We start from the raw sequence: 18,925 nt of genomic DNA, 5'->3' as shown, positions 1-18,925 counted from the left end.
CAAGCCCGTCATAGGGCCAGCGGCCTCCTCGGTGGAGTAAGCATGCCTTGCCAGAGCCTAGACGAGTTCAAAGAAGTAGTCGAGAAAGCTCAGAAGCTCATAGACGTGGATACCGACGCTATACCGTTCTTTAACAGGCCAGGCACGAAGCTCTTTGAGGAGCTACGAGACTGCTTCATAGACATAGTTGCCTCGGAGCACCTGGATGAGGCAGAGGAATGGGTTAAGCAAGCACGCCGAGCAGTAGACGAGCTAGTAAGGGCTCTAGGCCTCAAGGGCTTCACGTACCCGCGGGAATTCCGCAGCTTCGTAGAGGATCCGCGCACCCATCTCCGCAAGAAGATATTCAACTACGCCTACGACCTCGTACGGGGCAAGATGAGCCTAGACGATTTCGTGAGGCGCGCGGGGGCGGCGATAAGGACCTCGCTTAGAACCAATATGCGCACAGCGTACCAAATATGGGGCCTCACAACGATCATGAGACTGCTCGCGGACCGGGGCTATGGGCTAGCCTACCCCGAGCACGGCTTCATAAGTTTCGATAGGAGTGGTAAACAGAAGCTCGGAATAATCCCGCCCAACGCCGTCCTAGGCAACCTCGAGAAGGGGTTCCTAAGCTTCTTCCACGAAGCCCCGAGGCCCCTTGGCTGGGAGGATACTAGCGACCTCCAGCGCGTCTGGAGCCTCTACACGGCGCTCCGCCCCGACGTAATGATATATAGCGGAATGGTTCTCAACATAGTCGATCTCTCAAAGTCGCCTCCAATAAAGAGGCCAACAATAATCATAGAGTTCAAGGAGCTAGAGGACTGGTATACCCGTATAAGAGACCTCAAGGGCTACTTCCGGAAACCACTAACGGCTGAAGAATGGCGCTCGATGTGGCTTGAGGGATTGTTCCAGGGACTAGCCGACATAATGGGGGTGAAGAGGAGTGAGGTTCGGCAACGAGTAGAGGAGGCCAAGTCTCTCCGGGTCAAGGAATACCAGCTGGTCAAGCTCTACAAGAACGTCTATAAGCCAGAAAAGATGATCCTTGTAGCCCGCTCAGCCCTGCCAAGCGATGTGCGTAGAGAACTCGAAGAGGACGAGATAACAGTCTACGATGGTATCGGATTCGAGCCTCGTAGAATGGAGCCCGTAGTCGATGAGATAGAGGAGAAGGCGTCGTACCAAGGAGCAGACTATGTCACGTTGAGGCTTAGAAGCGAGACCGTGAAGAAACTAATAGTGCTAGCCAAGAAGCTTGGTGCAAAAAATGTTGATGAGGCAATAGAGCTGCTTCTTAGGAATCTCTAGCCCTCCTTGCCTTCCTGACCCATACAGGCTCCGAGCCTCGCCGCAAGATAGAGCATTATGCCGAGACCCTTTGCCACATTGGGGTCACTCAGTGCCCGTAGAAGGCTGAAGAGGCCCTTCACCGGCTTAACTTTCTGCAACTCCTCCGGATCAAGTGCGCTCATCGCGCAGCTAGTCATCTTTTCTATAGCCATCTTGTACTTCCATGGATCAGCCGCCTTCATGCCGTTCAGGGCCGCCTCGAGGGCTGCTAGCATGTGGTAGACTCTCTGATCGCTGCCAGTGTACATTAGCAGCTCTTCGTACTTCTCCGCCATTGTTTCGAGTAGGTCTAGGAGACCGCTCTCCTTTAGCTTCGCAGCCATCTTCATCAGCGACTCTAGGGCCTCCATGGCCTTCTCGTCTAGGAGTATGCTTTCCTTAACCCGGGTTTCCTCTGCCATGTGGACTCACCTCTCAGCCATGCTTACTTCTTCAAGGACTTTATCCATCCGGCGTAGAAACTGTACTTGAGGAGCTTGATCATTGGATGCGTTATTGCTATGTATGGTTTCGTAGCAGCTACTCCGCCAGGAGCCTCCTTGACGTCGAACGTTACTAGTACACCGGTCTTGCCGAAGTCCAGAACTATTGTCAATACGTCGGGGAACAGTATTGGCCCAGAGGCGCCTTTCAGCTCGCTCAGTACGGTATCGGCTGCAGCCACAGCGGCGTAGTGGACAGGCACGCCTGCGAATGGGAGGTTAACGCTAGGCATTGCACTATCGGTTGGGATGAAGACGTCGTCGTACTTCCTGCTGCGAAATGTCGGGAAGGTTGTATCAAGGAAGCGCGGATCCTTCTTGAACACGAAGTCGGTATCCTCTAGGAACTTTGGAACCCTGCACGGCGGCGCGGTTATTAGGAGGTCGTACTTCATAGACTCGCCGTCCTTGAAGAATATCGTCTTTGATCCGGGGTCAACCCTCTCAAGCTGTTTGCCCATAATGTACTCTATGTTTCCTATCTCCTGGTGTATTCGGTGCCAGTTAACAGCTAGGTCGAAGAGGTGGCTAAGCGCAGCATCCATTGGCACGGCGTGGACTAGCTTTACATTCGCGTTCACTCCTCTCCTCTTCGCATGGTAGACTAGCCTGCCAAGTACCTCGAAGGGATAGCCTGGACACCTATGAGGGAACTCCGGGACAAGAACGACTATGTCTCCTCCACGAAAGCCCGCTAAGGCTTTTCGGAGCTCAAGTGCACCTTCAAGAGTATAGTTATGGTAACTCGCTTCGCGCAGCCCTGGGTACTCCTCCCACGCATACCTTGTGCCAGCGCATATGAACAAGTAGTCGTACTCTACCCTCTTCCCTGACTTCGTCTCAACGACCCTGTTTGCAGGATCGACTCGGGTGACTTCGTCGAGGTATAGTTTTGCGCCGAGCTCGCTGGTGAAGTTCTCTACTGGAGCCCTCACGTCGTCGGGCTCTGCTTCGCCGAGAGCCACATCTGGGAAGAATGCGGGAAAGTAGTGGTACTTGTCCTTAGTTATTACTATGTTCTCAACCTCTATTCCGGCCTTCTTCGTCTCCTCGGCTATCCTTCTCAGCGAAACTAGTGTACATGGTCCTCCGCCGATGTACACGATTCGCTTGACAGCCATAGTTCATACCCTTCTCAGTCTTCTCAATTATTATAACGGATACGGACTAAACAAATATAGTTTGCCTAGTATGTGTACAGATTGTTAAAAATTATTCTCGTCCTAGTAACAAGAATAATTTAAATTATATGAGTAAAACGGTTGACTAGAATCAATTGAATCACAGAATTCAAAGCAATAATGGGTGAAGAAGTAACCCCCCTCCCGGATCAGCCGCAGGGAAGAGCCCCGGGCATCCCTGCTACAAATGGTTCCCCGATGCAGGCCTCATCATTCCGCAACAATTGCTTCCTTACTCCTTTCTCGTAGAGAGTACCTCTCCGTCTAAAAACGCCCCTCTCCTCTAACAGATCCAGTGGTGAGCATCAAGTGGAGAACCGTGCGATCGTTATAGCGTTTGACGTATGGGGGACACTTCTCCGCCTAGAGCCGATGTGGGGCTTCATAGCAGAAGGGCTCGCGGAGACTACGAACAAGCCCATCAGTGCCACGAGGACAGCAATAGAGCATGTACGCTCGCGCGTCAAGAGAAAGGCCGGGCTCATAGACATTGACCATGTAGAGCTTTCAACACAGCTCCTAGCTGAAGAGCTCGGAGCTAGCATCGAGGCGGTCAAAAAGGGTGTTGCAAGAGGCATAATACACGCGCTAGGCCATGTCGAGGAGCTAGTTTACGAGGACGCAGTCATAGGGATAGAGGCTGCACAAGAGCTCGCGGAGAGGACCGCTATCGTTGGAAACGCGTTGCTATGGCCAAGCAGTTATACGAGGCTGCTCCTCGAGAAGGCAGGCCTCTCGAGGCTCATAGACGCCCAAGTGTATGGAGACGAGGTTGGTGCCTACAAGCCTTCCCCAAAAATATGGCTCATGATGATGCGTGCGCTCGGCTATCGAGAAGACGATAAACCGGTATGCATACATGTCGGCGACTCGCTCCGGGAGGACATTGCGGGGGCACTAGCTACTGGCTGCATGGCGATATACCTGCAGAGACGTAGAAGCAAGGGAGCAGAGGTTCACCGTGAACTAGGAGTCGCAGTGACAAACACGCTATCAGAGCTGCGCCCCTTGGTGGAGAAGCTCCTGGAAAAATAGTGCAAGGCCCCTAATTGCCGGTCCCCGTTTTCAGCAGGGCGCGATAAAGCATGTTAACGAGGTCTATTAGGTCTCGCGTCTCTAGCCCTTCAACCTCTAATCTCTTCTCCAGCGCTATCTCCATGTTAGCCAGCATTACCTCGTCGAGCCTCGTACCCCTCAGCGTGTTGAAAACACTGTAGATCTCCGTAGGCGGCGCCGAGTAGAAGACGCCGCTGAGCCAGTACCCGGTAATATAGCCGTCTGTCACCTCGAGGCTGGCCCTTAACCAGTACTCGTTCCTCCTAACCATTGCCTCTACGCTAGCCCGGCGATAACGGTAAAGCCGCCACGAATCCTGGTCAAAGAGCCTAGCCCGATTAAGAACATCCATGCGCGGAGGCCTTACGCGGGAGAACTTCTCGGCACCTAGTACTTCGCGCACACATTCAAGAGGATCACGCCGGGCATCAACAACCTCTATGAACGCCGTTGTACCCATCACCGTAGCGCCGTGCACTCTTCCGCCAAGGCACTGGCTCATCGAGAGCATCTTTGCAACCGCGTCGCGAAGCCTCCCTACTCCCGGCAAAGACAGGGCAACATAGACACGGTTAGAGTCAACGTCGCCTCTTATTCCACCAGTTATCCTCCTGGCGACGGTGTCGCCACCCTCATCCTCCAACGCTTCATAGATACCATAGACTCTGCAGCTCCGGGGCCACTCAGTGTAAGCAAGGTAAGCCATACCGCTGCCCAAAGCATAGTCGAGCCCTAGCTCGCCGAGCCCGAGAACCTCGGAGCAAGTAGCAGGCCTAGAAGCGGGTTCAAGGACAAATAATCGCTTAAGTGCTCTGTGCACGTCTTTAGACCCCTAAGCCCTACTCTGTCCCCCTGGAGTATTATCCGGGTTTCCACTCATGGATTCTGCTAGGCACCGGTTTAGCTCATACTCTTTGTTTTCCAGTATCCCGGCGATGCCTTCACGGAGCCGGTGCAAGCCATAAAGCACTACTAGATCGGCTATAAAGGCCAACAAGGCGCCGCCCCTAATTGATAGTATTTGTAGTATTATGCCTATAATCCAGAGAATCATTCCAATCTTTACCACGTCGCCGCCATAGTTGGGGTAGTTGTCGCCCAGCCTCCAAAAACCTATGAGAACCATTGCGCTCCCCACGATGTTCACTATGCCGACCAGTGCTGTGTACAAGATTATTTGTAGAACCATGCCCCGTACTTCCTCGATGGTCGTACCGGGCCCTATCTTGTTTACGAGCATGTTGGTCATAGCGATTAAGACTATTCCTCCGAGAATACTGCCTATCCCCTGGATTACTGCGCCCTTTGCCCCTATGGAGTAGTCGTAGTTCGCTTTGCTTAGCTCGCGGAATCCGGTATACATCATCGGGACCACTATGACAACGTTTACAAACTCCATGAACGCCATTGCGTAAAAAGCATTGGCTATCGCGGCCTTCGCGTTACCAGCGCTCGCGACAGCGACGAGTACCACGAAAATACTGATTATTGCCAGTATGAGGCTAGCAAGGAAAGCGTTGAAGAGCTTGTTAACACCCTCCAGTTCATGCCTATAATACTCCAAGTCATACTTATACTTACTACATACAGGGCTTGGCTGCGAAGTCAAGGAGTCAGCCCCTTCACGCTCAATAATTCTAGCTACTCTGCTACTCTATATATGGGTCACGCTACATATTTTCATATTATCTAATCAAAGTATTCTATGAGCATAGATACCGCTATGAGGGAAAACATATACGGCTTCCATAAAGCCCTAGAAAGGAGGGAGATGCATTTGAACAAGACGCTTACTATAGCTTTCTTGGCCGCAGTAATAGCTGCTATAAGTATTATTTACTTCTATGAGGCGGGGAGGGGGAAGAGTTCTGCCGGGGTACCTTTGCTGAGTTTCGTAAGAGGTGCACCCGAGACCATCGTGGTTCACGTAGACGAGTTTGAAGCAGGCGGGACAATACCGTCTAAGTACACGTGTGACGGCCTAGACGCGTCACCCCCCATAAGCATAGAGGGTGTTCCTCCTGGCGCCAAGAGCCTCCTCGTAGTCGTATACGACCCCGATGCGCCGAGGGGCACTTTCTGTCACTGGGTCCTCTACAATGTTGCACCTAGTACAGCAACTATACCCGAAGACATACCCAAAACGCCGGTCGTTCTGGGCATCGGGTTCCAGGGAGCCAATGACTTTGGGAAACCAGGCTATGGTGGGCCATGCCCGCCTCGCGGCGACAAGCCTCATCGCTACGTGTTCCTAGTAGCAGCGCTAGACGTTGAGGACCTCGGGTTGCCGCCTGGGGCTCCGTGCCGCGAGGTCGTGGAGGCAGCTAAGGGCCACGTAGTAGGCTACGGCTACACCTACGGCGTGTACAAGAGATAGTGCAGGAGGTGGCTTGCACATTAGTTTCTTCGGAGCCTGTCCCTGCAGCGAGGGCTTCTGCGGCGCTTCAAGGCTTGAAGCCTAATTAGAGCCCTATGACACCATATAGGAAGAGGGGTATAGAGGCCATGGGCAGGGAGAATCGGAGCAATGGTGGCAAGAAGAGACCGTTGTTCGCGACAGGCGAGGTTGTCGGCGATTATGAGCCTCTTTACAAGTACTGGGAAGAGGCTGGCCAGAAGGCTTCAGAGAGCGTGCTCTCGGCTAAGGATTTTGAGGAGCTTCGCCGCATTGTTGTAGACCAGGGTGTCCGGAGGCTTGACGAGCTACTCGAGAAGCTCAAGCAGGTTTTCCGCAACCGCGTGGACCCGGAGGCTGCTAGGCGCGCCCTCTCAAAGTACTACGGGGTAGAGGTGGACACTGAGACCGCTGTGGACCGCGTCGCCGGGATACTGGCCGGATGGCTCGTAGAGGCAGCAACTGAGTGGAACATACTGAGCCTAAGACCCACCTGGCAAAAAAGAGACAAGGAACAAGAAGAGAACAAAAATAAGGAAGGTTCTTAATGGCAACATTCTTCTCCATAATCTTGTACATAGCTGGCTTCACTTAATGTAATGTAATAGATCTAAGCACGCCTCATAGCCTTAGGCAAGCTCTGGTCGCTATCCGTTTTGTACCTTGAGTGTTCGGTGAAAAGTCCTAAAGCAATTCACCATAGTGAGTAAGCTACGTTATGTTGCTGCCCTAGCATCACATATAACACAATAGCAAGCAGTAGTGTATTCAACATGCCTGTTCTGCTTGAAGGTAGTAATGAACTGCCTAGCCCGTTACAAGTTGCGCTAAATATGGTGGTTCAGTCAGAACATTTATCGCATCGCCCCTACTCTAAAGAGTACCTGGGTGTTGTTCCGAGAGGGACTAAGCAAATGTATTACAAGTCATACTCAACAGCTATATTGGTTATCGTACTAATGATTGTACTGCAGATACTACCACAAAGTATAGCATTTGCTGAGAGTACTTTGCCCTCTCATGGTTTGCGCTTTGTGGCTTGTCCTGCTAGAGACGTTTTGAACAACATGGTAACGGCTTCGGATGATGGGAGAGTTCTCGTCTTTTGGGAGAATAGAACGTTAATTAAGTGCTTCGAGGAGTTCTTGGAGGCAACGAAGGGACATGAGCTAAACGTCTCGGTTATTGCTAAGAACCAGTACTATAGAAGCCTCTTAGCCGAGAACATTAGGCAGCTGATTAACAATTATAAGAACTCAGCGATAATGAGCGATATAAATAGGTATGGTTTCAGGATCTTCAAGGTCGAGGTGTATAAGGGTAATATAGTGGGGGTTGTCATTGAGACTTCTAAGCCGGGTGGTCTTGGCGACGAATTCGCAGGTATCGTGGCCAGGGCTGTTGCTAGGACACTTGGCATTAATGACGGCACGGTTGTCGTCATGTACACTGCCCCGGATGCTCTTCACATGCTTGAGCAATTAGCAAGGAACTTGAATAGTACTATAGAGCAGCTAGTGAAGAATGGGGCAACTATAGCCATAGGTAGCATAGGCTACTTGCCTGCAGTAACCGTCGATAGTACTGCAGTGAACCTAGTTGGTGGCGTAGAGAGCCTAGCCAACATGGTGGCGAAAAACCTTCCGGAAAATGGCTGGGTGCTGCTAATAATCCGCGAGAAACCCCTCCAGTTCTATCCCCAGCCGGGCAGCCTAACAAGCCCCTCAACTGATGCGACTCCTTCAGCAACTATTGCTGGAGGGACTGCAAGCGCTACGAGCACAACCCCCAAGACGAAGATAGAGTCTAACAAGATAGTAGAGACGGAAACAATCGCTAAAACTGAACACAAGCAAGCATCAACATCACTCAGCGTAGCCGCATCTACTTCTCAGACAGGAGTACAGCAAACAAGCACCTTAGAGAGTATAGCGAGTACTCAGAACAATGGTTCGCATAAATCATTGCTTCTTGCCGCAGCCCTAGTGATAGTAGCAATTGCTATAGCAATACTATTGTTGCTAAGGCGTTAAGCATCATAGCTGAATATCGGTGTACTGTTTTCGTCTCTTATTTTCAACTCTTTTTTATGCACATCAGCATAGCGAACTAGGATAGTAAAGGCGATAAGAGGAGCAGAGAACAAGGGAGGAAGGGGAGGTTCTTAGTAGGCGCCTTTCTCGGCCAGCGTCTTCTCGACGGACGCTATGAGCCTCTTCACGCTGCTCGGTAGCCCCGGTACCTCTACGTGTAGGAAGCCTCTCAGCAGGATGGCTCTCGCCTGCTCCTCGTCAAGCCCCCTAGCCATTAGGTAGGCTAGTTCGTCCTCGTTGAGCTTGCCTATAGCAGCCTCGTGGCTCAGCTCAGCGCTCTCTACGCGTGAGCGGAGAACCGGCACGGTCTCCACCACGGCGTCTCTGCCTAGGGGTAGGGTGAGGCACTCGATGTGGCCTTTTGCATGCGGAGCCTCTGCTTCTATGACTGCCTCGGTGCGTACATGGGAGCCGCTGTGCCCTATTATCCTTGACACGAGTTCGGCGCTCCCACCCTCCCCTATTATTTTTGCAAGGGTCTTCATTGAGTACTTGGAGCTCTTCTCTGCCACTATTATGTTAGCAGAGTACATCTTCGCCTCCCCGTTGATCCTCGCATATAGCTCTGAGTCTAGGACCCCGACGCCGCCATAGGAGACATAGTACTCAGTATACCTCGCTCCCTCGCCCAGCGAGATACTCGTCCGCGGCCGGACCTCGCTCCCAGGGCTCCACGAATGAATCATGACGTAGTTGAGCTCAGCCCCCTTGCCGAGATATATCTCCGTTGCACCAATGTGCGCTACCTTGCCGACACCGTGGCTTGCGCCACAACCCGTGATAAGAGTCGCCTTTGCGCCATCTCCGAGCACTACTATGTTGTGTAGGAGCTGGGTCTCTCCGCTGACAGTTACTAAGAGGCAGACATAGATAGGCGTCTCAACCACGGTGCCAGGCGGCACATATACCACGTAGCCCTTATCGTCTCCGTAGACAGCGACAAGAGCAGTATAGACATCGTGGTCCACGGGTAGACTACTCCAATAATACTTGGCGAGCCACGGGTACTCGCTGAGGGCCCTGGCCAAGGGCTTAACTACCACGCCTTGCCTAGCGAGGCGCCTCTCGAGCATGCTGCGAACAATCTCCTCGTTGACCTGCACATATGCAGCCCTATCGAGACTGGAGTCTAGGCCAAGCCTCCTAGCAGCCTCAACAGCTTGCTCATCAAATCCCCGAAAGACCTTGTTTACACTGGTTATGCCGTTCTTCTCAAGCAGTGCCAAGGCCCTTCTCCTTGCCTCTTCACGTATCTTTTCAACGCTCATCCTCCACCCCTCCTGCGGCTCTATGCCGCGCCTGCGGCCCTCAGCCCCTTCTCCTCGACTAGCTTGAGGACCCGGTGGGGCTCGTCGCTGACCCGTAGCCTGCCATCAATAAGGACATGGATCGCCTCCACTATGCCGCGGTCAACGAGCTCCTCGAGAAACCTAACAGTATGAGAGACGAGGAGGACGGCAATCCCCCTAGAGACAACGTCTTCAACGGTATCGGCTATAGCGTTAAGCGAGTCTATATCGACACCGCTATCAGGCTCGTCGAGCAATAAGACTCTAGGCCTCTGAGCAAGTGCGAGAAAGAGCTCCACTCTCTTCCTCTCACCGCCGCTCATAGCTCCTAGGGGCTTTTCCAGGAGAGAGCCAATTCCGAGAATCCTAGTGTACTTAGTCTTCTCGCTCCACGCTCCATAGATCTTCTCCATAGCTTCTAGGATGCACTTAACCGTCACGCCCTTCATTGAAGGCGGGTTCTGGAAAGCAAGCGCAATACCACGCCTTGCTCTCTCGTAGAGCGGAAGCCCGGTAACATCCTCGCCATCAACTAGTACTTTTCCCTCGACTATGCGATAATGCGGAAGACCCATCACTGCCTGGAGCAGCGTTGACTTGCCAGCCCCGTTAGGACCCATCAGTACATGAAGCCCGCCGTCGCCGATGCTTAGTGATGCGCCTTTAACCACTAGCTTAGAGTCAACCGCTACAGAAATATTTCGAATTTCTAGCATCATACCAATTATGCCCAGTTATTATAACAAGTGAAAACAACACAATATAAGCTTTAGCCAGTAACACAGCGACCCTAGCACATAACTTAATGAAGTCTTAATGAAGTACAGCACTACTATATGGAAAATCGGGCCTACAAAGCAAAGAAACACTCAGGCATAGCAATGCGTGCAACACGGAGCTCGGCTACAAAAAGGGACAAGACCCGTTACGGCTACTCGACGAGCTAGGGTATCGTGTTTTAAATTAGAAGCTCTCCGCAGGGAAGAACAAGGCTCTCTAGCTAAAACCGGATAAGGTATAGAATAGAATTGTAAAAATTGTTGACGCGGATTCGTGCCTCGAAGCTGTTCATATGGTGAAGGCTTTGTTACTTTTGCTGGTTCTCGCCTGCGGGTGTCGGGAATGCGCTGGGTAGTTCGGGGAACTCTGCCTTCATTCGCTGCTCTGCCACTATTCTGGCCTCTTCCATTATCTTCTTTGCCTCTTCGCTGTATACGCCGCTCGGCATGCTCATGAAGCTTGTGAACTCGCCTGCCTCTGTTACTACGCTCTCTAGGAGCTCGCCTATCTCTGCCATCTCTAGGCCTATTTCTGGTACGAGTCCTGTGAGGTAGCGGCGCAGGTCCTTTATCACTGCTACTACTGGTGCTAGCCCGGTCAAGACGTCGCCCATTGTCATTACTGTTTCGAGGCGTAGTGCTACGCGCTCCACAGCGTACTTGGCCATTAGCAGGCTCTTTATCATCTTTCTGAGCTCTGCTACTTCTGCTGCGTACATCGCGGCCCTTGTCTGGTCCTTCTCTATCTGTGCCTGCACTACTTTCTCGAAGAGCAGCTGGTCTCTCTCCTTCATCTTCTGCACGATGTATTCTAGCTTGTTGTTCTCAACGCGCAGCTTGTAGAGGGCTAGTGCAAGCTTCTGCCTCAGGGGTGGAGGCGGGTTGATAAACGTCTTTATCTTATCCATTACGCCGGGTCCCTTTGCCTGGGGGTTCCATATCTTCGCGAAATCGTCTGCTCTTGCCATGGCTCTCAGCGCCACTTGTGTAATAGGTGCAAGGTAGCTAGGTAACCCAGAGGCCCCAATACCACCCAGCCCTAGGCCTTAAAACCCGGACAGCCATGCCCTCTGCGGCACTACGCCTCCTCGTCCAAGGTCTCTGCCTCCCGATGCGCCCTTCTTGCGAGCAGTACAGCCTTACGAACATCTATTACTTTAAGCCATGTCTCAGCAGCTACTACGGACTCATCCGGCACTATGAGGAACCGTTCTTCTGCTTTAAGAGACGAAAGCTTGGCCTCTGCCTCCCTAACTTCCTGCCGTGTTACCCGTTTGCTCCACTTAACCTCGGCTACAATCCTTAGCCTCTTGAACTCGGCGAGAGCGATGTCTATCTCCGGCTGCAGTATCTTTACCGGCTTGAGCCCGTAGAGTTCTGATAGGAATCGCTCGAAAAATCTCTCTACAAGCAAGGGTATTCTTTGCTCAACTGCTTTCTTAACAAAGCCCCACTCGGGGGGCACGTCGAAAAACCCGTACCTTGCATCAAGGTAATATATTAGCTCGGTTAGAGGAGAGGCATGTCTATAGATGCTCCCCCTTTGCTTTCCCCATATCTCTACCCGCTCGATTAGCCCGGTGCGCGTCATTATGTTGAGGTATTTCGTTATAAGTGAGGGATTAGGTTTCTCTAATAATCCTCTAGCATATAGATAGTTTGCTATCTCGCTTGGCTTTGAACTACCTGCTGCAAGGGCCTCAAGTATAGCATCGTACCTCTTTGTCCTTACATAGTCTTCTTCGTCTAGAACCTCTCCTACGAGACTCGGTGCTAGTTCGCGCCCCGTGAAAACTATGTCTTCTAGGTCAAAGCCTATCATGCCTGGCTCTTGGTAAAAGACGAGGATTTCTACCAGTTTCTTCGGGTCATCAATATCCCAGCTCGAGGCTAAGAGGTCAACGGGTGAAACAAGTCCAACTTGTCTAGTGTTAAACAGTCCTTTAAGCGGGGCATCAGTGGCTTCAACGAATTGTCTGTAATAGTGCAACGTAGACGTTATTAGGACCAGGTTCTCCCTGCACTCGTTTGCATGAATAGCATCAAAAACAAGCTTATTTGCTCTATGGAACTCGTCCAATATAACCTTGTCAACTGTTTTACAAATCTTGATAAAAGTCCTAGTATCTAATTCCATGTCGTCAGCGAAACTATATATTTTGCCGCCGCGCCTTACAATAAAGTACTCATAGTCCCTTAACACATAGCGCGTATAGAAGGTCTTCCCGGTTTTTCTTCGACCATATAAGAGCCTTCTACCAGGCTTCAATAAGAATCTCTTGAGGGTTGGTCGTTCTATAACCCGCTTCTCCATATTACTTATACCCTGGTTAGTATACTCAGAGTATACTACTCTAAGTATGTTGCTGAGCATCTGTACCGGAGACAACTATTATGCTAGTTGTTTAGCTAATCGCGAGGATCAAGTCCTTATCAGAGAACAAGTAAACCAAGAAGTAGCCTTGCCAGGAGCACCTAGCTCTGGCTATTCTTGATTCCTCATAATTTCTTCTAGTCTTCTGCGGAGTGCTTCAGCGAATATTGGGTTGCTTATTACGAGTGAGACAACATTGTAAGGCGTGCTTGGAAGCCCTATTATGACTGTGTCGCATGCCAGCATGAGATCCATCATTACGGTTTCCGAGGTCACTATTTTCGCTCCCTGTGCCTCTACTAGTCTAAGCTTGTCTTCTGGAACCTTCACGGTTCTCGGCAAGATGACTATTGTGCCTTTTGGGAGGCGCTTGATGAGCAGAACTAGTAGCGGCCATAGTGTCTCTAGTCTATCAAGGGCTTTATAGACCATGAATATGGGGGGCTCTGTGCACCTGCGGAGGGCTTCAAGGGCCCTGGCTACTGATTCCTCAACGCCGTACACGATCTGGACATACTCCTTCCCAGATCTCCGTGCCAGCCTGCTCAGTTCTTTCCCGAGCTCTCTGAGCTGATGCGCTTCTTCGCTAGCCTTAACCATTACCTCTTCGGCTTTCGCGCTGAGGGCCCGGTAGGGGTCTATTGCATAGTAGTAGCCATTCTCCTCGCCGACCAGGTTCATTGATACAAGGCTGCGGAGCACATCGTAGACGCGCTGCGAGGGTACACGGGAGGCCTTAGCTATCTCGGCTGGCCTTGCCTTGCCTAGGCCGAGGAGGGCGAGGTACACCCTAGCCTCGTAGCCGGAGAGGCCTAGCAGCTTACGGACACGCAGCTCTAGCTCATCACTGCTAGGCATCTGCTGCTCCTCCTAGTTAGACTATAGTGTTTAGCCCCTATATATCGGGGACGCGACGGCGAAGCAAACCCGGCTTACTGTTATATAGATGCCACCATGTTTTGCTACAAGGACGTCCTAGCCCCCATTAATGGTTAGAGTTTTCATAGAAATGTGGAGGCGCGATAGAGTAGAAGCGGCACAATAAGTATTTTGGTGTAAAAATAAGTGCTTCTGGGCACTGTGCTGGCTAGTGCTCGATCTTCTTGCGGAGACCCCATGGCCACCAAGCGTGTTTGCCTAGTATTGAGACTACTAGTGGTGTCAACAAGTATGCCGCCATCAGTGCTGCTGTGAACACTGTCGTTGCTAGCGCGAACCCCATTTCCTTCATACCAGTATTGTTTGCTGCCATAAGCATCGCATAAGCCGATGATACTACCAACGAGAGCCCTATTATGAACAAGCCTACTGCTCCGGCTGCTCTCACTACTGATCTCTTGGGGTCGGAGCCCGTCTTATGGTACTCCTCGAGGGCTCTGGCCAAGAAGAAGCTATTGTAGTCCATCCCGACACCCATTACGGCGGCCAATGTTATTATGTGCATGAACCACAGCATCTCCTTGCCGAAGATGTACTTGAAGAGCAACGTGCTAGCCATTATGCCTATCATCGCGGCGCCTATTATCACTATTAGCGCCGCTATGCTCACCCATAGCCCGCCGAATATAACGGTAAACGTGAGTATCATGAGCGTCGCTGCTCCTGGTAGCACACGGTGATAGAACTCGTCTGTCAGTATGTCATCCATCTCGAGTGTTGCATAGGGATTTCCATCCATGTATGCCCTGAATCCCAGCTTCGCAGCCTCCTCGTGGACTATGCGATGCATTTCTCTTATGGCGTCTTCGCCCTTTCTACTATAGGGGTCAATACTTAGCACTACCTGTATCAACGCAATTCTTCCATCCTTGCTCGTGAACGCAGTACCACCCATCTTTAGAGCAGCTGTAGCGTTTGGCGCGGGCCTACCCATCGGGTAGGCTGGGCCAAGCACCTCGCCGACGCCCTCAATGCTTGCAATCTTGTCGCTGAGCTTCTTCACCGCGCTCCACGTAGCAGGGTCTTCCCAGATGCTATTCTTCGTCTCTATAACTATGAATACGGGGTCCGTTATTCCTGCCTGGAACTTCGTGCTAAGAACCTCGAACGCCCTTAGCGCTGGCGCGTTCTCGGGCAACATGAGCTTCATGTCGTGTGTCCCGTGGAATGTTGCGTAGAAGTAGCCAGCAACGAGTATTAGGGCTATGACGCCCACTAGTACGGGCTTCTCGTGGCGCAGCAGCCACTTCATGGCCCTGCTCTCGCGGTTTGCAACCTTCTCCCTCCTCGGGCGCCTAGGCCACCAGAACCACTTCTTGTCGCCAACTATTGCTAGGAGCGCTGGTACAAGGGTTAGTGTCGCAGTAGCGGTAGCGGCTACAGCTATTGGTATTGCTTCGCCGAATCCACGGAGGAACGAAATATCCCACGCCAAGAGGAGGCTTCCAAAGCCTATGATTACTGTTAGCGCGCTCGCCACTATGGCGGGCCCGGCGCGCTTCAAGCTCCTACGGGCAGCCTCTCTGGCGTCGCCTAGGAGGGCGTACTCCTCTTTGAACCTGTAGATGAGGTAGCCAGCATAGTCTGCTCCGAGTCCAAGGGCTGTAGTCATCATTATGCTCTGTGTATGGGACGAGAAGTCTATGATACCGTGGCTTGCAGCTATGTAGACAATTGCTCCTCCTACTGCGAGGCCCAACACTATGCCTATGTAGGGCAGTAGTACGGCGAAGACGCTTTCGAGAAGCACTAGCAGTACTACAAATGTTGCTAGCTCGCTGAGCCTCGAAGTCTTCTCCGCATCCCTTATGGCGTATTCCCTTACCTGCTGAAGCAATATGTCTTCGCCGCTCACGTAGATCTTGGCGCTGAGCCTGTTCTCTGCAAACAGCCTTGCAGTAGTATTTGCAACAGCTTCAATATTCCTGGCCCTCTCCTCCTCAGTCTCGCCGAGAGGCTCAATCATCAATATGAATGCCTTTAGGTCCTTGGATACGAGCTGGCCCTTGGACTCATTGATTAGCCTTGGAGCAATGGAGCCCAGCAGTAGTTCCTCTGATACCCTCTTTGCTGCCTCCTCTAGACTTGTCTCGCCCTTCGCGATACTGATTACTAGTCCGAGCAGCTTCTCCTGGAACTCCTCCGGCATCTCTATTGGAGCACTTAGACTAGTCTTGGCCATCTCCTGCTTCATCAGCTGGGCAACGATCTCCCACTTCTCCTCATCAGGTATCCCTGGCCCCTTCTCCACAACGATCTCTGCAAGCTTTCTAACAAGATTCTTCATCTCCTTGGGCGCCTTCTCGGCACTCATTTCTACGAAGAGCCTTGCAGTAACATTCCTCGCCGCCGCAGGGTTGCTCAGCATCTCTATGAACTCTTCTAGGCTGAAGGGCAGCTTCCTGCCCTGCTCCTCCGCAAGCTCGTAGACGGCCTTGGCTGCAAGCGTACGATTAGACGCAAGAACGCCTTGCGCCAGCGGGTCGTACTTTGCAAGGACTCGTCCAAGAAGCTTGGCCGCCTCCTCCCCCTGCTTCTTAGCAGCCTCCTCTAGGACCATATCTAAGGCGATCTTCCTAAGCGCTTCATCACTCGCCTCTCCCCTCGCCATCATCTCTGCAAGCTTCTCGACAATGCTCCTCTCTATGCTCATTCCCCTCTGCTTGGCAGCCGTGTAGACGAAGTCGGCGGCAATCCTCGCGGCAAGACTGGTATTAGACGCTACCAGGCCCTCAGCAGCAGGGTCATAGTTCTCTACCAGGTCGAGTAGAGGCACTGCCTCTTTTCCGAGCTTCTCGGCAAGTATTGTTGCAGCTATTCTTGCATAGTCCTCACGTCCCGGCTTAGGCTTGTCCTCTAGAAGCCTGACTAGCTCGTCAACGATGCTGCTTGGTGCACCCATTGATTTGAGAAGGGTTGCTGCGGCCTCTAGGCTCTTCTCCCACGAGGAGGCAAGAGTACCGTTAGCAGCAGGGTCGTACTTTGCGAGAATATCTGCGAGCATTGCCGCGAGATTACTCGGCAGGTTCTTCTGCTTAGCCGCTAGCTCCGCAACTACCTCGGCAAGCATGGTGGTATTGATTGTACCTCTTACTGCTTGTCCCGCTAATACTCTTGCCTTGTCGGGGCTGACCCCGCTCTTAGTAAGCATTTCAGCGATGATTGTCGCGGCGACAGCCTCCCTGCTGCTATAAATACAGCTAGCGGCTTCACCGCTAATCTTCTTCGCGATGCCTAGTACCTGTAGCTGTGACTCTGCAGCTCCTTCCCCAACCCTGTACATACAAGTCAAGCACGTAATGTTGTTGGCAGCCTTGTACTTGGCGAGCGTCGTGTTCCAAGCAGCCTCGATTATTCTTGTAAGCGGCTTAGCGCTAACAGGTACCTGTTTCTCGTAGATAATTGCCGAAGCCAGTAGTACTGCCTGGTCTATGTCACCTATCTTCGCAGCCTCTTGTCGCACTGTCTGCCAGACAGCCATTGCCTGGTCGCGTGGCAGAGGAGCAAGCGATGGATCCAGGGCTGATAAGTTGGCTATCTCTGCATAGGCAGTATAGTTTCCACCAAGCTTATCCATATAGTAGTATGTGCGGCTTACCTGCCACCACGTGTACCCGAATCCCTCTGCGAGCTGCTTAACCATTGTCTCGTTGCCTAGGAGGCTTAAGAGCTGCCTAGAGGCAGTGGTTAGGTTTGAATAGAATCCTGCATACACCTTGTCTAGAAGCTGTAGTGTCCCTGCAAGGCTTGTGAGATTAGAACCCAGCGCCTCGACCTTGCTAGTAGTCTCGGTATAAGCCCTGTCTATTTCTATGAGCCCATTCATGGTCTTATTTAGGCTGTCTCTGAGCATGAGCAGGCCCTTATACGCCTCAACGTATCCCTTGTCGGCAGCAATTATTGCATCAATGGTCTTGTTTAGCTCGCTAAGCTGCTTAGTAGTGTTTTCCAGTGCTGCTGCATACGCCTTGTCAAGCTGGTCGAGAGTTGCGTAGAGCTTCTTGGCCCCCGTTGCGCTCTTGTTCAGTGCGTCCAGCATTTGGTTGTAAAGCGTCCTATTCGTCACGGCAAGTATGATGGGAAGCCCCGTTATCCTCTTAGAATACTTCAGTGCCGTCTTGTTTAGAGAGTAGCCAATCTTTACAAGCTTTAGCAACGTATCATTGGATTCGAGGTCGACGCCGTCAACTATTACGACGCCGCTATGCGTCTCTGCCCCACTCTTCACCTTCTTCATGAGCTCCATGGCTTTCATCGACTCTGCGCTCGAGGGGAGAGTATACATCTTCTCCTTCACGACGCTGCTCAGGTTCACGAAGAGCGGAAACGATACTGCAGCTACTATTATCCAAACTGTTACCACTAGTAGGGGTCTGCTCGTAATCGCCTCAGCCATACCCACCGCTCTACACCCGACTGGTCAGTATCCGACTGCTCGCTAGTAGATAAAAGGGTTTCCATAATCCCTTCCTAGAGAATGTGGGGGCGAAACAGTGGCCTCAGCAGAGCAGAGCGAGGCAGAATACCTTGAGCGAGCAGTAGAGATGAGAACCCGCTACATGGTTCTCCTCCTATTAGCTGAGGGCCCAAAGTCGGGCTACGAGATAATCAAGCGGATAAGGAGCCTCCTAGCAGAAGCAGGTGAGGGAGGAGCAAGCCCCGGAACAGTATACCCCGTGCTAAGGAGCCTAGAAGAGGAGGGACTCATAGAGTCAAGCGAGGAGCCCCGTGGGGCAAGGCAGCGAAAAGTGTACCGGATAACCGAGAAGGGTGCAGAATACCTAATGAGGAGCGCCGAGAAGGCGTTAAACATACTCGACATAGCGCTGAGGCTCCACCTAGCAGCAGTACGCGGCGTAAAGGAGCCAATAAAGCTCTCACCAGAGCTAAGGGCCCTGTTATCAAGGATAATTGAGCAATTGAAATCGATCAAGGCGCGGACAGAGGAGCTAATAGAGGCCGTGGAGAAATTCCTTAGCTAGATCCCCTTAGT

At 51.9% G+C, this 18,925-nt stretch carries 16 protein-coding genes; 6 read left to right on the top strand and 10 right to left on the bottom strand.

All coding sequences use genetic code 11. The features are described 5' to 3' along the window. Window positions 1–42 precede the first annotated feature (42 nt). Window positions 43–1,302 carry a hypothetical protein gene (locus SBG41_RS01155; protein ID WP_317895711.1) on the top strand — a complete coding sequence of 420 codons (1,260 nt, stop codon included), beginning with the start codon at window positions 43–45 and terminating at the stop codon, window positions 1,300–1,302. On the opposite strand, the gene SBG41_RS01150 is transcribed toward SBG41_RS01155, so the two are convergent. Together SBG41_RS01150 and SBG41_RS01145 are read right to left on the bottom strand one after the other, a co-directional pair. After that, on the bottom strand, window positions 1,299–1,745 hold the full coding sequence (locus tag SBG41_RS01150) for a DUF1641 domain-containing protein (RefSeq protein WP_317895710.1): 447 nt from the start codon (window positions 1,743–1,745) through the stop codon (window positions 1,299–1,301). The genes SBG41_RS01155 and SBG41_RS01150 overlap by 4 nt on opposite strands. A 23-nt stretch (window positions 1,746–1,768) precedes the next feature. Further along, window positions 1,769–2,947: an NAD(P)/FAD-dependent oxidoreductase gene (locus tag SBG41_RS01145; protein WP_317895709.1), complete on the bottom strand. Its 1,179-nt coding sequence runs from the start codon at window positions 2,945–2,947 to the stop codon at window positions 1,769–1,771. A 369-nt stretch (window positions 2,948–3,316) separates the two neighbouring features. On the opposite strand from SBG41_RS01145, the gene SBG41_RS01140 reads away from it, so the two are divergent. Further along, the gene (locus SBG41_RS01140) at window positions 3,317–4,042 is read left to right on the top strand and encodes an HAD family hydrolase (protein WP_317895708.1); all 726 of its coding nucleotides are present in this window, start codon (window positions 3,317–3,319) and stop codon (window positions 4,040–4,042) included. A 10-nt stretch (window positions 4,043–4,052) separates the two neighbouring features. Here SBG41_RS01140 and SBG41_RS01135 read toward each other — a convergent pair whose 3' ends face one another. Both SBG41_RS01135 and SBG41_RS01130 read right to left on the bottom strand, forming a co-directional pair. Continuing rightward, a complete protein-coding gene (locus SBG41_RS01135; RefSeq protein WP_317895707.1) occupies window positions 4,053–4,883 on the bottom strand; it encodes a hypothetical protein in 831 nt (276 codons plus the stop codon). Between the two features lie 12 nt (window positions 4,884–4,895). After that, the gene (locus tag SBG41_RS01130; protein WP_317895706.1) at window positions 4,896–5,672 is read right to left on the bottom strand and encodes a DUF973 family protein; all 777 of its coding nucleotides are present in this window, start codon (window positions 5,670–5,672) and stop codon (window positions 4,896–4,898) included. Window positions 5,673–5,834: 162 nt separating this feature from the next. Here SBG41_RS01130 and SBG41_RS01125 point away from each other — a divergent pair, with 162 nt between their 5' ends. The 3 genes from SBG41_RS01125 to SBG41_RS01115 all read left to right on the top strand — a co-directional run bounded on the left by SBG41_RS01125 (window position 5,835) and on the right by SBG41_RS01115 (window position 8,491). Beyond that, window positions 5,835–6,440 carry a YbhB/YbcL family Raf kinase inhibitor-like protein gene (locus SBG41_RS01125; RefSeq protein ID WP_397470769.1) on the top strand — a complete coding sequence of 202 codons (606 nt, stop codon included), beginning with the start codon at window positions 5,835–5,837 and terminating at the stop codon, window positions 6,438–6,440. A 128-nt stretch (window positions 6,441–6,568) separates the two neighbouring features. Beyond that, window positions 6,569–7,006, top strand: a complete 438-nt coding sequence (locus SBG41_RS01120; protein ID WP_317895704.1) for a hypothetical protein — start codon at window positions 6,569–6,571, stop codon at window positions 7,004–7,006. 366 nt (window positions 7,007–7,372) lie between these two features. After that, window positions 7,373–8,491 (top strand): hypothetical protein, encoded by a 1,119-nt coding sequence (locus SBG41_RS01115; RefSeq protein WP_317895703.1) that lies wholly within the window; start codon window positions 7,373–7,375, stop codon window positions 8,489–8,491. 131 nt (window positions 8,492–8,622) lie between these two features. On the opposite strand, the gene SBG41_RS01110 is transcribed toward SBG41_RS01115, so the two are convergent. The 6 genes from SBG41_RS01110 to SBG41_RS01085 form a co-directional block, all read right to left on the bottom strand. Further along, entirely contained in the window at window positions 8,623–9,819 is a 1,197-nt protein-coding gene (locus tag SBG41_RS01110) for a SufD family Fe-S cluster assembly protein (RefSeq protein ID WP_317895702.1), read from the bottom strand. A 20-nt stretch (window positions 9,820–9,839) separates the two neighbouring features. After that, complete coding sequence (locus tag SBG41_RS01105; RefSeq protein ID WP_317895701.1) at window positions 9,840–10,559, bottom strand: ABC transporter ATP-binding protein; 720 nt, start codon at window positions 10,557–10,559, stop codon at window positions 9,840–9,842. A 368-nt stretch (window positions 10,560–10,927) separates the two neighbouring features. Then, the gene (locus SBG41_RS01100; protein WP_317895700.1) at window positions 10,928–11,587 is read right to left on the bottom strand and encodes a Snf7 family protein; all 660 of its coding nucleotides are present in this window, start codon (window positions 11,585–11,587) and stop codon (window positions 10,928–10,930) included. A gap of 110 nt (window positions 11,588–11,697) precedes the next feature. Then, window positions 11,698–12,933 carry an ATP-binding protein gene (locus tag SBG41_RS01095; protein ID WP_317895699.1) on the bottom strand — a complete coding sequence of 412 codons (1,236 nt, stop codon included), beginning with the start codon at window positions 12,931–12,933 and terminating at the stop codon, window positions 11,698–11,700. A gap of 171 nt (window positions 12,934–13,104) precedes the next feature. Next, the gene (locus SBG41_RS01090) at window positions 13,105–13,851 is read right to left on the bottom strand and encodes a TrmB family transcriptional regulator (RefSeq protein ID WP_317895698.1); all 747 of its coding nucleotides are present in this window, start codon (window positions 13,849–13,851) and stop codon (window positions 13,105–13,107) included. A 229-nt stretch (window positions 13,852–14,080) separates the two neighbouring features. Continuing rightward, entirely contained in the window at window positions 14,081–18,328 is a 4,248-nt protein-coding gene (locus tag SBG41_RS01085) for an MMPL family transporter (protein WP_317896480.1), read from the bottom strand. Between the two features lie 97 nt (window positions 18,329–18,425). On the opposite strand from SBG41_RS01085, the gene SBG41_RS01080 reads away from it, so the two are divergent. Continuing rightward, window positions 18,426–18,914, top strand: a complete 489-nt coding sequence (locus SBG41_RS01080; RefSeq protein WP_317895697.1) for a PadR family transcriptional regulator — start codon at window positions 18,426–18,428, stop codon at window positions 18,912–18,914. Window positions 18,915–18,925 lie beyond the last annotated feature (11 nt).

The organism is Pyrofollis japonicus (genome assembly GCF_033097485.1).
In the GTDB taxonomy this organism is placed as follows: Archaea; Thermoproteota; Thermoprotei_A; order Sulfolobales; family Pyrodictiaceae; genus Pyrofollis; species Pyrofollis japonicus.
The sequence above is the reverse complement of the archived record's forward strand: the minus strand, read 5'-3'. Positions and strand labels throughout refer to the sequence as shown.